At 61.9% G+C, this 13,867-nt stretch carries 14 protein-coding genes and 1 tRNA gene; 6 read left to right on the forward strand and 9 right to left on the reverse strand.

The window, feature by feature from the left end:
- Nucleotides 1-3: 3 nt before the first annotated feature.
- A complete protein-coding gene (locus tag ACN0X6_RS09080) occupies nucleotides 4-1,224 on the forward strand; it encodes an amino acid deaminase (RefSeq protein WP_417703345.1) in 1,221 nt (406 codons plus the stop codon).
- 87 nt (nucleotides 1,225-1,311) lie between these two features.
- Nucleotides 1,312-2,307, forward strand: a complete 996-nt coding sequence (locus ACN0X6_RS09085; protein ID WP_417703346.1) for a sugar kinase — start codon at nucleotides 1,312-1,314, stop codon at nucleotides 2,305-2,307.
- Nucleotides 2,308-2,436: 129 nt separating this feature from the next.
- Here the strand turns inward: ACN0X6_RS09085 and ACN0X6_RS09090 are convergent, their stop codons facing one another.
- The 3 genes from ACN0X6_RS09090 to ACN0X6_RS09100 are packed head-to-tail and all read right to left on the reverse strand — an operon-like array spanning nucleotide 2,437 to nucleotide 4,908.
- Entirely contained in the window at nucleotides 2,437-2,880 is a 444-nt protein-coding gene (locus tag ACN0X6_RS09090) for an S-type pyocin domain-containing protein (RefSeq protein WP_417703578.1), read from the reverse strand.
- Between the two features lie 33 nt (nucleotides 2,881-2,913).
- Nucleotides 2,914-3,393: a DUF6392 family protein gene (locus ACN0X6_RS09095; protein ID WP_417703348.1), complete on the reverse strand. Its 480-nt coding sequence runs from the start codon at nucleotides 3,391-3,393 to the stop codon at nucleotides 2,914-2,916.
- On the reverse strand, nucleotides 3,394-4,908 hold the full coding sequence (locus ACN0X6_RS09100; protein ID WP_417703349.1) for an S-type pyocin domain-containing protein: 1,515 nt from the start codon (nucleotides 4,906-4,908) through the stop codon (nucleotides 3,394-3,396).
- Nucleotides 4,909-5,203: 295 nt separating this feature from the next.
- On the opposite strand from ACN0X6_RS09100, the gene ACN0X6_RS09105 reads away from it, so the two are divergent.
- On the forward strand, nucleotides 5,204-5,473 hold the full coding sequence (locus ACN0X6_RS09105) for an antitoxin of toxin-antitoxin stability system (protein ID WP_417703350.1): 270 nt from the start codon (nucleotides 5,204-5,206) through the stop codon (nucleotides 5,471-5,473).
- A gap of 323 nt (nucleotides 5,474-5,796) precedes the next feature.
- On the opposite strand, the gene ACN0X6_RS09110 is transcribed toward ACN0X6_RS09105, so the two are convergent.
- From ACN0X6_RS09110 to dapA, 4 genes are all read right to left on the reverse strand, one after another.
- Nucleotides 5,797-5,886 (reverse strand) — tRNA-Ser (locus ACN0X6_RS09110).
- 118 nt (nucleotides 5,887-6,004) lie between these two features.
- Entirely contained in the window at nucleotides 6,005-6,874 is an 870-nt protein-coding gene (locus ACN0X6_RS09115) for a phosphoribosylaminoimidazolesuccinocarboxamide synthase (protein WP_045735233.1), read from the reverse strand.
- 244 nt (nucleotides 6,875-7,118) lie between these two features.
- The gene (bamC, locus tag ACN0X6_RS09120) at nucleotides 7,119-8,240 is read right to left on the reverse strand and encodes an outer membrane protein assembly factor BamC (protein WP_417703353.1); all 1,122 of its coding nucleotides are present in this window, start codon (nucleotides 8,238-8,240) and stop codon (nucleotides 7,119-7,121) included.
- Between the two features lie 16 nt (nucleotides 8,241-8,256).
- Complete coding sequence (gene dapA / locus ACN0X6_RS09125) at nucleotides 8,257-9,135, reverse strand: 4-hydroxy-tetrahydrodipicolinate synthase (protein ID WP_143508543.1); 879 nt, start codon at nucleotides 9,133-9,135, stop codon at nucleotides 8,257-8,259.
- 247 nt (nucleotides 9,136-9,382) lie between these two features.
- Between dapA and ACN0X6_RS09130 the strand changes: the two genes are divergently transcribed.
- Together ACN0X6_RS09130 and ACN0X6_RS09135 are read left to right on the forward strand one after the other, a co-directional pair.
- Nucleotides 9,383-9,940, forward strand: a complete 558-nt coding sequence (locus tag ACN0X6_RS09130) for a glycine cleavage system protein R (RefSeq protein WP_074681417.1) — start codon at nucleotides 9,383-9,385, stop codon at nucleotides 9,938-9,940.
- Nucleotides 9,941-9,962: 22 nt separating this feature from the next.
- Nucleotides 9,963-10,436, forward strand: a complete 474-nt coding sequence (locus ACN0X6_RS09135) for a peroxiredoxin (RefSeq protein ID WP_143508542.1) — start codon at nucleotides 9,963-9,965, stop codon at nucleotides 10,434-10,436.
- Between the two features lie 180 nt (nucleotides 10,437-10,616).
- Here ACN0X6_RS09135 and ACN0X6_RS09140 read toward each other — a convergent pair whose 3' ends face one another.
- A complete protein-coding gene (locus ACN0X6_RS09140) occupies nucleotides 10,617-11,684 on the reverse strand; it encodes an AI-2E family transporter (RefSeq protein WP_143508541.1) in 1,068 nt (355 codons plus the stop codon).
- Between the two features lie 182 nt (nucleotides 11,685-11,866).
- Nucleotides 11,867-12,106, reverse strand: coding sequence for a sulfurtransferase TusA family protein (locus ACN0X6_RS09145; RefSeq protein WP_143508540.1), 240 nt, complete (start codon nucleotides 12,104-12,106; stop codon nucleotides 11,867-11,869).
- 228 nt (nucleotides 12,107-12,334) lie between these two features.
- Here ACN0X6_RS09145 and ACN0X6_RS09150 point away from each other — a divergent pair, with 228 nt between their 5' ends.
- A complete protein-coding gene (locus tag ACN0X6_RS09150; protein ID WP_417703356.1) occupies nucleotides 12,335-13,768 on the forward strand; it encodes a M48 family metalloprotease in 1,434 nt (477 codons plus the stop codon).
- Nucleotides 13,769-13,867 lie beyond the last annotated feature (99 nt).

Below are 13,867 nucleotides of genomic sequence, written 5' to 3' on the forward strand. Positions count from 1 at the left end.
AACATGGAACCCATTGCCCTGTCCGCCACGCCGCAGCCCGCTTTGGAAAAAGGCGCAATTGCAGGCTCGGGACAATCGCTGCTGCAGGACGTCAGCTTGCCGGCGGCGGTCATCTACGAACGCCCATTGCTGAATAACATTGCCTGGATGCAGGCCTTCGCTGAGCGCCATGGCGCGCGGTTGGCGCCCCACGGCAAAACCACCATGACCCCCGGCCTGTTCCACCGCCAGCTCGAAGCCGGCGCCTGGGGCATCACGCTGGCCACCGCGACTCAGTGCGTGGCGGCCTTTGAGCATGGCGTGACTCGGATGCTGATGGCCAACCAACTGGTCGGCACCGCCAACATGTCGCTGGTGGCCGGCCTGATCGCGAAAGGCGCGGAGTTCCATTGCCTGGTGGATGGGGTGGAAAACACCCGGGCACTCAATGCCTTCTTCGCGGAACGCGGGTTGCGCCTGCAAGTGATGATCGAGCTGGGAGTCGAAGGCGGCCGTTGTGGCGTACGCAATGACGGGGAACTGGATGCGCTACTCGCTGCACTCGCCGAATTGCCGGCCCTCTCCCTGACCGGCATCGAGGGCTACGAGGGCCTCATCGGCGGGCAGGACCCGATTGCCGGCGTCCGCGCCTATGCCGATCGGCTAGTGGATACGGTCAGGCGGCTGAAGCGGAGCAATGCACTCGCGCTGCCCAAGCCGCTGATCACGGCGTCAGGATCGAAGTGGTTCGACCTGATCGCCGAAGCCTTCGATCGGGCCGACCTGCGCGACGAATACATACCGTTGCTCCGCCCTGGCTGCTATGTCGTGCACGATCACAAGCTGTATGCCGGTGCGATGGAGGACGTGAAGGCCCGGCATCCAGACTTGCAGGGTGAGCTGATGCCAGCGCTGGAAGTGTTCGCCCACGTTCAATCCCTACCCGAGCCGGGGCTCGCGATCATTGCGCTCGGCAAGCGCGACATCGGTTGCGATCCGGACCTGCCGATGCCCCAGCGCTGGTACGCCGAAGGGAAACCGCCACAGGATGTATTCGACTGGACCGTGCGAAGCCTCATGGACCAGCACCTGTACCTCAGCGTACCGGCCGGGACGGACCTTGCCGTAGGCGACATCCTTTCCTTCGGCACATCCCATCCCTGCCTGACCTTCGATAAATGGCGCCAGGTGTTGCTGGTGGACGATGCGCTGAAGGTCGTTGAAACGCTCGCGACGCGCTTCTGAGAAGCAAGTCGCCAGCACAGAGCACGGATGAGCTGAGCGCCCCCTTCTCCCGCGATCACAGGTTGCACACAAGCATCAGGAGTGCATATGACTGCCTTGTTCAATTCCTCCGCCCCAATCAAGGTAGGGCTGATCGGCGAATGCATGGTCGAGCTTCAGCAGCGTCCTGACGGAAGTGTGCGGCAGACCTTCGGTGGGGACACGCTCAATACGGCCATCTACCTGAACCGTCTGTGCCGAGACAGCGGCATCGTCACCGACTACATCACTGCGGTAGGCGAAGATGCACTGAGCCAGGCGATGCGCGAGCGCTGGCGCGAAGAAGGCGTTGGCGATGGTCGGGTTCGCGTACTGCCGGACAGGCTGCCCGGCCTCTATCTGATACAGACCGATGCGCATGGCGAGCGAAATTTCCTCTACTGGCGTGGCGAAGCCGCGGCGCGCCATTGCTTCGACGGGCCAGGTGCCGAAGATCTATTGGCGTCACTCGCGGACTACGGAGTGCTCTACCTGAGCGGCATCAGCCTGGCGATCCTGACCAGCGAAGGGCGTGAACGTCTGCTCGGTGCGCTGGCACAGGCTCGGAGTCGTGGTTCGCACATAGTATTCGACAACAATTATCGGGCGCGTCTCTGGTCGGATGCTGCCCATGCCCGCATTCAATACGAAGCGCTACTCGCCATCACCGACATGGCCCTCGTAACCTGGGAGGACGATGTCGCCCTCTTCGGCTTCGAAACGCCGGAGCAGTTGTTCAGGCATTACGCCGATTGTGGGGTGCGCGAGGTGGTGCTCAAACGGGGCGCTCGAAGTTGCCTGCTGAGCACGCCGAATGGTCGTGCTGAAGCGATGGCGGAGCGGGTGGAGCGTGTTGTGGATACTACCGCCGCCGGTGACTCCTTCAGTGCCGGCTATCTGGCTGCCCGCCTGCTGGCGAGCGATCCAGTGACAGCGGCGTACTGGGGCCACCGCCTCGCGGGGGCGGTGATCCAGCACCCTGGAGCGCTGATCCCTCTGCATGCCATGCCGCAAATGCCACTGCCGGGAGACGGAGCCAGTAGGCAAAGGCCTCGCGTAAATTGACGCCTCAGGTAACGCGGCCTGACCGCAGCATGCAACGAGCACTGTTCTTTTCAATTCAGTGAGCCCCGAACTATGGGGACACCCATTAGCCGGCCTGGCGTCAAGACTCGAAGCAACCAGTTCTGCTTTTTAATGGCAGAGTTTCTCCAGTGCCGAACCTGATGGGCTGTCCCGGTCGAGTCCGTTTCCTCGTTCTTGAATGCAGTCCTGCCAGGTCATATCGTCCGAGGCAGGATAAATTTCGAGCTGGCTATCGGTGCCCTCTGCGACAGGATGCACCAGGATATTATCCAGCGCGTCAGTCACACCCGGATAGGTGGTCGGCGCTTGCACCACTGGGCCATTGTTCGGCGTCCAGATGATGGTGACCCCGCCCAACTGCGCTTCCATGGCGCTGCCGACCTGGCGCCACTGGCTGACTACCTGCACTCGGTCCATGCCCGAGGTTGCGCTGGTGTGGATGCCATATACCCGCATGATGCCTTCGACATCACGGCGAAACTGAAAGCGTACCCGGGTAGGGGCCACCATCATCCAGCGCAGCTTTTGCTCGGTCAGAAGTCGGACAGTCAGGACACTTCCATGAAGCGCCCTGGCTTGCGCGGGTCAGTCGTGGCCTTTGTTGATCAGGGTGAAACTGATGTTATTTACCGCGAGGCTTTCCAAATAGCTGAGGGTCACCTTGATATTTGGATGGGTTCCCTGGTCTAAATAATAGGTATCAGAGCCTCCCCGCATACCCAGCCCGCCCGGAAGTTTGACAGGCTTTTTGGATACCATCGGTTCTCCTAGAGCAGCACGCACATATTTCTGATCCATGGACAAAGTGAAGGGAGCCGGCAAACTTCCGGTATAGACCGGCTGGCTAACCGTAGGGATCAGCGTAATCATTACTTTTTCAAGACACTTGGTTTCAGCCCAAAACCAAAGCTTCACGCCAGGGGCAGGACTCTGGAGTAGTTCCTCATTTTCACGGGTATCAAACATTGGTTTCAACAATTGGTCAGGGACAACACCTTTGGTGACAAGCTCATCATAGGTGCTACCAAGCCCACCCACCCAACGGTTAATCGTTAAAGCGTCCATTCAGTACCACCCTTGATCTTCATTTATTTTGTGCATTCTGGCACGGGCTTTTTCAAGGTCAGATTCGACAAATCCTTCCCCAAGCATGTAAGACTTAATCGCATCGAAATTGCTATCTACTGCCGCGCGGAGATTGCCTGCATCGAGTAATTGCTTAGCCTGGGTGTTTCTCCAGCCATAGGTTTCGCTATTTTTCTGGTGGACACTGGCAGGAATAGCAATGCTGGCGACATTCTTCATGAGAGCTTCAATTTCGTCGTCGTCGAGGTCAGCAACTCCCTCCAGGTAGCGCTTCAACGCCGCCTGCGAAGGCATGTGATCCACATGCAACCCATTGCGGGGCCTCCCGCTGAATGCACCATAAACGTCTACCTCCAACGGATTGACCGCTGGCTTGGCAAACACCAGATACAGCGGCGGTACACCGGACTCAACAGGGAAGACCAGGATGCAGTCCTGCCAGGTCATATCGTCCGAGGCAGGATAAATTTCGAGCTGGCTATCGGTGCCCTCCGCGACAGGATGCACCAGGATATTATCCAGCGCGTCAGTCACACCCGGATAGGTGGTCGGCGCTTGCACCACCGGGCCATTGTTCGGCGTCCAGATGATGGTGACCCCGCCCAACTGCGCTTCCATGGCGCTGCCGACCTGGCGCCACTGGCTGACTACCGGCACGCGGTCCATGCCCGAGGTTGCGCTGGTGTGGATGCCATATACCCGCATGATGCCTTCGGCATCACGGCGAAACTGAAAGCGTACCCGGGTAGGGGCTATCGTCATCTCGCGTAACTGTTCCTCGGTCAGGGTCGAGGTGCCCATACTGGTTGGCCACAATGCCAACAACAGGGTGCTGGCCGCTGTACCAGCCGCGGCGGCGGTACCGCGCAAGCTCCAGGTGCCGAGCGTTTCCAGAGTAGCTTGCCCGGCTACACGACCAAGGGTTGCGCCGCCTTCCGTGCTGACGATCGCCGTCGAACCCATCACCACGGCCTGGCCGAAGTTGGCCACGGGTTCGATCTGCGTCCCGGCTTCGGTTGACGCAGGTGGCACGGTGCAGGTTTTGGCAAATACGCAGGCCTGCTCGGGATCGCCGATGAACACCTGCACGTCCTTCACGTACGATCTGGTCGGACTCCCGGCAGATGGGTGCTCTGGCGGCCTGGTCAGGGAGGCCTGAGCATGCACCGTAGATGCTACCGGTGAGGGGCTGACCGCTGCGCTGGGGACAGGGCTGGAAACCGACTGATAGGTCGCACTTGGCAACGAGTGGATCAAGCGGGCTTGGCAAGGGCAGGTGCTGAAACTGTCCAAAGTGCCCGCCACGCGCCCCTTTGCCATGAAGTGCTGGATACCTCCTGCTATCACATAGCGTTTGCCGTCCTTGCCGCACGTCACCGGATCACCCTCACGCGCCACAGGAATGCCGTGCATGCGAAAGCTCGGGTGACCATCCAGGACCACGCCACCGCAGGTGGTTTTATCGCCTCGGCGGATGAAATAACCCACTGCCATACCCTTTCCTTGGTTGTAGGAATTGAGCGGCAAGCATGCGCGCACACCACCACTTGGTGGCTATGGGACAAATCTGAATGTCAGGAAGAGCACTCCCTGCACCTGGCCAATTCCTTGCGACCCTTGCCCCAATAACTGCCTGACGCCCCTCCTGGGTCGGCATCATCAGCGCGGCGGATCACAATCAAGGGATGGGTGTGTCAGAGCCTCAGAAAGGACAAGGCGACAGATTCATGTTCAAGCCAGGTATGCTCCAGCAAAGAACTGCCCCGTTTCTTGTCTGAGGTGAAGCAGCATGGCCAAGGAAGCCGTCTTCCACTTGAAGCTGGAGCCCAGTTTGCTCGAAGAATTCATGGCAGCCGCTAAAGCAGTACACCGGCCAGCCTCCCAGGCCATGCGTGAGCTGATGGGCGATTTCATCCGCCAACAGCAGACCAGAGAGCATGATGAGTTCGCGCAGCTAAAGGTCGCTGTTGCCAGGGCATCGGTAGTGGCTGGTCTTGGGCGATACAACGATGACGTCGAAACCGTGTTCGCCGCTCGCCGCGCCAAGGGCTGGGAATGAAGGTTGCCTGGACGGCGAGCCCCTGCAGGATCGACTGGATATCTGATCGTCACCGACAGCCCTCTTAGAGCTCACGGCACGGGCCAACAAGGAGAGGCTGCCAACTCTCGTGAGCCGATCCCTCAGGAGCACTTCGGCCCTGCGTATCGGACCTGAGCGTGACGCGATCTGGATTCTTGCCCTGGTGCACGTTGCCAGGAGGTGGCCGCCGATCCAGAACTAGCCGCCGTCTCAACCCGCTTTCGACGCTTCTTCGACACCTTGCATATCGCAGAAAGCAAAAGCCCCCGAAGCTCTGGGAGCTTCAGGGGCTTTTCTTTGAATGGCGGGAAGATAGGGATTTGAACCCTAGGTGCCATTGCTGACACAACGGATTTCGAATCCGTCCCGTTCGACCACTCCGGCATCTTCCCAAGCGGCGCGAATCATAACAGCTGAATGCGCTTTGGCGAAGCTAATTTTGAAAAATTTTCGTGTTCTATCAGGCGCTTGTGAAAAAGCCGGGGGCTACCCGGCCTTCTCTCGCCGGGCTCAGGCGGTCAGGCGAGTCAGCGCTTCGCGGTACTTGTCGGCGGTTTTCTGCGCGACGTCTGCCGGCACGGCCGGGGCCGGGGCTTGCTTGTTCCAGCCGGTGGATTCCAGCCAGTCGCGCACGAACTGCTTGTCGAAGCTCGGCGGGTTGCTGCCTTCGGCATAGCTGTCGGCCGGCCAGAAGCGGCTGGAGTCCGGGGTCAGCACTTCGTCCATCAGGGTCAGGGTGCCGTCTTCGTCCAGGCCGAATTCGAACTTGGTGTCGGCGATGATGATGCCGCGGGTGGCGGCGTACTCGACAGCCGTGGTGTAGAGCTTGATCGCGGTGTCACGCACCTGGGCAGCCAGTTCGGCACCGATGATGGCTTCGCACTGCGCGAAGCTGATGTTCTCGTCATGATCGCCGACAGCGGCCTTGGTCGAGGGAGTGAAGATCGGTTGCGGCAGTTTGGCCGCTTCCTTCAGGCCGGCCGGCAGGGCGATGCCGCAGACGGTGCCGCTCTTCTGGTATTCCTTCCAGCCGGAGCCGACGATGTAGCCCCGCACGATGGCTTCCACGGCGACCGGCTTGAGGCGCTTGGCAACGACCGCACGGCCTTCGACCAGTGGCAGCTCGGCGGCGGACACGACGTCTTCGACCTTGTCACCGGTGAAGTGGTTGGGCACCACGCCAGCCAGCTTGTCGAACCAGAAGTTGGAGATGGCGGTGAGGATCTTGCCCTTCTCCGGAATCGGTTGCTCGAGAATGACGTCGAATGCCGACAGACGATCAGTGGCCACCATCAGCATGCGCTTGTCGTCGATTTCGTAGAGGTCGCGGACCTTGCCCGAGTAGATCTTCTTCAGGCTCAGGGTGGTGGGTGTGCTCATGTCGGCATTTCCGTTTCTGGCAAACGGGTATGCCGCGAGAGGCATCCCGAATGATGAAAGCCTTCGCGGCATGCCCTCCCTCATCCGGCGCTTCGCGCCACCTTCTCCCCGAGGGAGAAGGACTGAAGGAAGACGTCGCTACGCGACTTTCACACTAAGCAAGGCGAAACCTTTGCGGGTTTCGCCCATCGATTAACGGCTGGGGCGCGCTGCAGGCCGCTTTTCAACGGCCTGCTGGCACTGATCAGCCGAGATTATCCTGGATCAGGCTCAGCACGCGGCGCGATACCTCAGCCGGAGCAATGGTGTTGAGGTCTTTTTCCACGGTGACCTGGACGCCATCGCCAACCGGCGTCAGGCGCACCTGGTAGCGCTCGGCGCGGGCTTCGATCTCTTCCTTGCTCGGCTCGCTGCCGAACAGGCGACCGAAGAAGCCTGGCTTCTCCTCGTTGATCTGAGCGCCCTCGGCCATGTTGATGTAGTACAGGCCAAGGCTGCGGTTGAGGTCGTCGACGCGCACGTTGCCGAGCTCCAGCGAACGGCCGACGCCGGACCAGGCGCGGTCGAAATCGGCGCCAAGGTTGAGCACCGGGTTGCCGTTGCCGTCTTCGCTCAGGCTGACGCGACTGGGCGCATCGTAGTCGCGCGCGGCGAGCAACGATACCGAACCGCCCTGCTCCACCCCACGGGCCATGCTCACCAGCATTTCGTCGAGCAGTGCAGCTTCGAAGCTGGCGTTGCCGCTACGGGCAGCGAAATCGACATCGGCGCTGCTGCCGGCAGGACGCTCGGCGCTGGTGACGAAGACTTCACTGGTGTTGCGCTGTACGCCTGGCTCGATGCGCACGCGCACGCGGGTTTCGGCATCCGCCGCCACGCCGGAAACGCGGCTGCTCAGACTGCGCGCCATGCTCGTGGAGAGCTCATCGAAACGCTGCCAGGAGGTGATGAATTCGCCGGTTTGCGGACGCTCGCTGGCGATGCGGAAACCGTTGTCTTCGAAGAACTGACGCGCCAGCGGCCAGACTTCGGCCGGTACGCGCTGGGCCACGACCCAGCGCGAGTCGCCGCTACGCTGCAGACTGAACTCGCGCTCGTCGGCACGCACCTGCAGGCCTTGCGGGCGCGGCACTTCGAATTCGGCCGGGGTCGCGGTGCTGCTGGCTACCTGGGCAGGCACCGGCAGGAGCGGGTCGAGGCGCTTGGCCTGGACGTTGGCCGGCAATTGCATCGGTGCAGTCTGGCGTGCTTCCAGGTAGTCGCTACCGCGATCACGGAAGTAGCCATTTTCACCCCAGAGCCAGCCACAACCGCTGGTGCTGGAGACGATCAGAGCAAGGGCGGAAAATCCGGCCAGTCGCTTCATGCGTAGAATCCTTGAGTTAAGCCAATACACCGCACTGGCGCATGGCCTGGCGCAGCGGTTCGTGACAGCGCGGGCTGAGCCAGGTCAGCGGCAGACGAATACCGTCGCCCATCAGACCCATTTCGTGCAGCGCCCATTTCACCGGAATCGGGTTGGATTCGAGGAACAGTGCCTTGTGCAGCGGCATCAGACGGTCGTTGATGGCGCGGGCGATGGCCGCCTCGCCACGCATGGCAGCCGCGCACAGGTCGCTCATGGCTCGCGGCGCAACGTTGGCGGTGACGGAAATGTTGCCCTTGCCGCCCAGCAACATCAGCTCGACCGCAGTGGCGTCGTCACCGGAGTAGACGAGGAAATCCTTGCTGACGCGATTCAGCACGTCCTGGGCGCGCTGCAGGTCGCCGGTGGCTTCCTTGATGCCGATGATGTTGTCGATCTTCGACAGGCGCTCGACGGTCTCCGGCAGCATGTCGCAGACGGTACGGCCCGGCACGTTGTAGAGAATCTGCGGGATCGAGACGGCTTCGGCGATGTGGCGAAAATGCAGGTACAGGCCTTCCTGGGTCGGCTTGTTGTAGTACGGGGTGACCAGCAGGGCAGCGTCGGCGCCGACTTCCTGCGCGGCACGGGTCAGCTCGACCGATTCACGGGTGGAGTTGCCACCAGTGCCGGCGATAACCGGGATACGGCCGGCAACCTGCTTGACCACGCGCTTGATCACTTCGATGTGCTCGGGCACTTCCAGCGTGGCGGACTCACCGGTGGTGCCGACCGCGACGATGGCATTGGTGCCCTCTTGCAGGTGGAAATCCACCAATTTGCTCAGGGCCTCCCAATCCAGACCACCCTGCGCATCCATGGGCGTGACCAGTGCCACCATACTGCCCGCAATCATGCAACCGCTCCTGCCGGAAAAATTGAGCGGTAATGGTACTGGTGCCACCAATCCGGCACAAGCAACGGACACGGGCTTATCAGGTCGTTTGCACGCTACCGGCGTTTTTCCACGACCTGCCAGTGGCGCAGGCCGTCGTCCGATGCACAAGGCTTCGCCATTCCCCTCGGCGGTGCTTTTCGCTAACCTGCTGTCTTTGGTCTGCGGCTTCTCGTGCGTGGACCGTTCATCGCTTTAGGAAGGCTGCATGTCCACCCCCCTCGTTCGCGAACAATTCCTCGTCATCAGCGCCCTCGGCCGCGACGCCATGGCCCTGACCAACCTGCTCAGCCGCACCAGCCATGAGAACCGTTGCGCGGTGATCAGCACTCGCCTGAGCCGTCACGGTGAATTCAGCGCCCTGGTGCTGCAGGTGTCCGGTAGCTGGGACGCACTGGCGCGCCTGGAGTCGAGCCTGCCGCTGCTGGCCAAGAAGCATGACTTCACGGTGGACCTGGCGCGCAGCGCCGCCGCCGAAGTGCGCCCGCAGGCGTTGCCTTATGTGGCCTACGTCAGCGCCGTGTATCGCCCGGACATTCTCAACGAGCTGTGCCAGTTCTTCATCGACCACCGCGTCGAGCTGGAAGCTCTGACCTGCGACACCTACCAGGCGCCGCAGACCGGCGGCACCATGCTCAACGCCACCCTGACCGTGACGCTGCCGGCCGGCACGCAGATCAGTTGGCTGCGCGATCAGTTCCTCGATTTCGCCGATGCGCTGAATCTGGATGCGCTGATCGAACCCTGGCGCCCGCAGAATCCCTGATAGCCGCATACAAGGAGTTTCCATGTCCGTTGAACTCGACAAAGCCGTTGCCGACTTCCAGGCCGAGGCCACCAGTGGCCAGCAGGTAAAGCTGTCCGCCCTCAAGGGCCAGCAGGTCGTGCTGTATTTCTATCCGAAGGACGCGACCCCGGGCTGCACCACCGAGGGCATGGACTTCAGTGCTCGCTTCGAGCAGTTCAAGGCGGCCAACACGCTGATCTTCGGCGTGTCGATGGACAGTCTGAAGAAGCACGAAAGCTTCAAGAGCAAGCAGGCGTTTCCCTTCGAGCTGATCAGCGACGAGGAGCACCAGCTGTGCGACCTGTTCGGCGTCTATCAGTTGAAGAAGAACTACGGCAAGGAATACATGGGCATCGTGCGCAGCACCTTCCTGATCGACAAGGACGGCGTGTTGCGTGAAGAGTGGCGCAACGTCAAGGTCGCCGGCCATGTCGACAAGGTGCTGGCAGCGGCCGAAGCGCTGCATAAGGGCTAAACGATAGGGTGCGCCGTGCGCGCACGGGTGACGTGGTTCTTCGGTACGCACGGCGCACCCTGCGGCATCGCTGTCAAAGCCTCGTTGTCCTGAAAAGGCCGCATTCGCGGCCTTTTTCATTGGGCTTGGGTAACAGGTCTCTTGCGCATTTCGCGGCTGAAGCCGCTCCCACAGGCCCGATCAGGCTTGCGCGGACGCCGGCTCGATACGCGGCCAGGCGTTGATCACGGCCTTGAACAGGGTCGCCAGCGGAATGGCGAAGAACACACCCCAGAAGCCCCAGAGCCCGCCGAACAGCAGCACCGCGCAGATGATCGCCACCGGATGCAGGTTGACCGCTTCGGAGAACAGCAGCGGTACCAGCACGTTACCGTCGAGCGCCTGGATGATGCCGTAGACCACCATCAGGTAGAGAAACTGATCACTCCAGCCCCACTGGAACAGCCCGATCAGCGCCACCGGCACGGTCACCACCACCGCGCCGATATAAGGCACCACCACCGATAGGCCGACCAGCAGGGCCAACAGGGCCGCGTAGTTGAGGCCCAGGTAGGCGAAGGCGATGTAGGTAACCACGCCGCAGATGATGATCTCGATGAACTTGCCACGGATATAGTTGGCGATCTGCTGGTTCATCTCCTGCGCGACCTGGGTGATCAGCGCGCGCTCGCGCGGCAGGTAGCTGCGGAACCACTGACCGATCTGCTCGCGGTCCTTGAGGAAGAAGAACACCAGGATCGGCACCAGCACCAGGTAGATCATCACGCTGACCAGCATCGGCAGACTGGACAGGGAGAACGACAGCGCCCACTGGCCGAACTTGCCGGCCTCACCGCGCATGCTGTCGATCAGTTGCACGATCTGCGCATCGCTGATCAGGTTCGGATAGCGCTCCGGCAGCAAGAGAAACACCGACTGCCACTCGGCCGCCATGCGCGGCAGTTCATTGAACAGCGTGCTCAACTGCTGCCAGAGCAGCGGCATCAACACCAGCATGAACACCGTCAGGCCGCCCATGAACAGGGCGAACACCAGCCAGACCGCCAGCACCTGCGGCACCTTCAGGCGCTCCAGGCCGTTGACCAGCCCCTGCATGAGAAAGGCCAGCACCAGGCCGGTCAGCACCGGCGCAAGCATGCCGCCAAGCGTCAGTACCACGGCAAAGCCCAGCACCAGGAGCACCGCCAGCACTACAGCCTGTTCATCGGAGAAGTAGCGATGCAGCCAGTCGCGAATAACCTTGACCATCAACGATCCTTAATCTGCAAAAGAGGGGGCGTCCGCAATACCGATCAGACAAGCCTGCCAAAACAGCTTTTCGTAGGAGCCAGCCCCGGGGCGCTGCTCCTGCCTATTCGCTGCCTCGACGCTCAACCGGGTGACATTGGGCGCGTCCGTTATCTTTCCGGCCCGTCATGCCGAGCCATGGCTCAGGCCTTACGCAACCAGTAACGATAGATACCCGAGTCGAGCTCTTCATGCAGCAGCGCATGACCGGCCAGGCTGGCGAAGGCACGAAAGTCGCGCTGCGAGCCGGCGTCGGTCGCGCTGACCTTGAGCACGGCGCCGCTGGCCAGGCGATTGAGCTCGAGCTTGGCTTTGAGCAAGGGCAACGGGCAGTTCAGCCCGCAGGCGTCGAGTTCGGCATCGAAGGCCGGTACGTCTGTCATCATCTACTCCTGATTGGTCGGCTAGGATACCCGAACCGCCAGAGCGGGCGTAGAGCGGACCGGGACGCCGGCTGCTCGAAGCGAACAGTCCGCCATTGGCGCGGGCCACACAATCGCGACAGCGAACGGATCATCGCCCGCCCAGACAACAAAATCGCAACGGCGTACTGCTTCGCGAGTACGCCCTACGCTACAGTAACCCCTTTGCCGCCCAAGAGCCCTGAGTGCATGACTTTTCTGCGCCCCACCCTGCTGACGCTGGCCTGCCTGTTCGCCGCCCACACGGGTGCCAGTGATCTGCCGTCGCTAGGCGACGCCAGCTCCTCGATCGTCTCGCCACAGCAAGAACACCAGCTCGGCCGTGCCTGGCTCGGCCTGCTGCGTGGTCAGGTTTCGCAACTGGACGATCCGCAACTGAAGGATTTCGTCGAGTCCAGCGTCTATCGCCTGTCGGAAACCAGCCAGTTGCAGGACCGCCGTCTCGAGTTCGTCCTGCTCAACAGCCCGCAGCTCAACGCCTTCGCCGCCCCCGGTGGGATCGTCGGGGTCAACGGCGGCCTGTTCCTCTATGCCCAGACCGAAGCCGAGTACGCCTCGGTCATGGCGCACGAACTGGCGCACTTGTCGCAACGCCACTTCGCCCGTGGCGTCGAGGCCCAGCAACGCATGCAATTGCCGCTGATGGCGGCGATGCTCGCCGGCATCGTCGCCGCGGCGGCAGGTGCTGGCGATGCTGGCATCGCGGCGATCATGTCGACCCAGGCCGCAGCCATTCAGGAACAGCGACGTTTCTCGCGGCAGAACGAGCAGGAGGCCGACCGCATCGGCCTGGTCAACCTGGAAAAGGCCGGCTACGACCCACGCGCCATGCCGCTGATGTTCGAACGACTGATGCGCCAGTACCGTTACGATGCCAAGCCGCCGGAATTTCTGCTGACTCACCCGGTGTCGGAATCACGTATCGCCGATACCCGCAACCGCGCCGAGCAATACCCGGCCACGGGACGCGAAGACAGCGTGCGCTACCAACTGATGCGTGCCCGTGTGCAACTGACCTACGAGGAGACGCCGGGCGTCGCGGCCAAGCGCTTTCGCGCCATGCTCGACGAGAACCCGGGCCTCGATGCCGCCCGCTATGGCCTGGTACTGGCACAGATGAAAACCGGCCAACTCGCCGAGGCTGGTGAAACCCTGGCGCCGCTGCTGAGCAAGGCCCCGGACGACATCACCTACAACCTGGCGCAGATCGAGCTGGATATGGTGGCCAATCGCCTGGACGCCGCACAGCGCAGACAGAAACACCTGCTCAGCCTCTACCCGAGCAACTATCCGTTGCAGCAGACACACATCGACCTGTTGCTCAAGCAGCAGCGCGTCGCCGATGCCGAACGCGCGCTGGACGACCTGCTCAAGACCCGCGCCAAGGACCCGGATGTCTGGTACCAGGTCGCCGAGGTTCGTGGCCTGAGCGGCAATACCATCGGCCTGCACCAGGCGCGCGCGGAGTTCTTCGCCCTGGTCGGCGACTACAACCAGGCCATCGAACAGCTGGACTACGCCAAGCGCCGCGCCAGCAACAACTTCCAGCTGGCCTCGCGCATCGATGCCCGTCAGCGCGAACTCTCCGAAGAGAAACGCCTGGTGGAGCAGATGCTGCGCTGACGGCCCCCCAATGGTGCGCATGGCGCACCACCACGCCGAGGCCTGGTGCGCATGGCGTACCCTACTCGTCGTAGGGTGCGCTGCGCGCACCGACAACGA

The organism is Pseudomonas sp., from assembly GCF_048269965.1.
Classification (GTDB): Bacteria; Pseudomonadota; Gammaproteobacteria; order Pseudomonadales; family Pseudomonadaceae; genus Aquipseudomonas.

Bases quoted from the DNA above. Each gene is read 5' to 3' on its own strand.
- ACN0X6_RS09145 (WP_143508540.1), bottom strand. From the start codon at position 12,106: ATGACAGACGTACCGGCCTTCGATGCCGAACTCGACGCCTGCGGGCTG.
- dapA (WP_143508543.1), bottom strand. From the start codon at position 9,135: ATGATTGCGGGCAGTATGGTGGCACTGGTCACGCCCATGGATGCGCAG.
- ACN0X6_RS09115 (WP_045735233.1), bottom strand. From the start codon at position 6,874: ATGAGCACACCCACCACCCTGAGCCTGAAGAAGATCTACTCGGGCAAG.
- ACN0X6_RS09080 (WP_417703345.1), top strand. From the start codon at position 4: ATGGAACCCATTGCCCTGTCCGCCACGCCGCAGCCCGCTTTGGAAAAA.
- ACN0X6_RS09130 (WP_074681417.1), top strand. From the start codon at position 9,383: ATGTCCACCCCCCTCGTTCGCGAACAATTCCTCGTCATCAGCGCCCTC.
- ACN0X6_RS09135 (WP_143508542.1), top strand. From the start codon at position 9,963: ATGTCCGTTGAACTCGACAAAGCCGTTGCCGACTTCCAGGCCGAGGCC.
- ACN0X6_RS09100 (WP_417703349.1), bottom strand. From the start codon at position 4,908: ATGGCAGTGGGTTATTTCATCCGCCGAGGCGATAAAACCACCTGCGGT.
- ACN0X6_RS09105 (WP_417703350.1), top strand. From the start codon at position 5,204: ATGGCCAAGGAAGCCGTCTTCCACTTGAAGCTGGAGCCCAGTTTGCTC.
- ACN0X6_RS09150 (WP_417703356.1), top strand. From the start codon at position 12,335: ATGACTTTTCTGCGCCCCACCCTGCTGACGCTGGCCTGCCTGTTCGCC.
- ACN0X6_RS09085 (WP_417703346.1), top strand. From the start codon at position 1,312: ATGACTGCCTTGTTCAATTCCTCCGCCCCAATCAAGGTAGGGCTGATC.
- ACN0X6_RS09095 (WP_417703348.1), bottom strand. From the start codon at position 3,393: ATGGACGCTTTAACGATTAACCGTTGGGTGGGTGGGCTTGGTAGCACC.
- bamC (WP_417703353.1), bottom strand. From the start codon at position 8,240: ATGAAGCGACTGGCCGGATTTTCCGCCCTTGCTCTGATCGTCTCCAGC.
- ACN0X6_RS09140 (WP_143508541.1), bottom strand. From the start codon at position 11,684: ATGGTCAAGGTTATTCGCGACTGGCTGCATCGCTACTTCTCCGATGAA.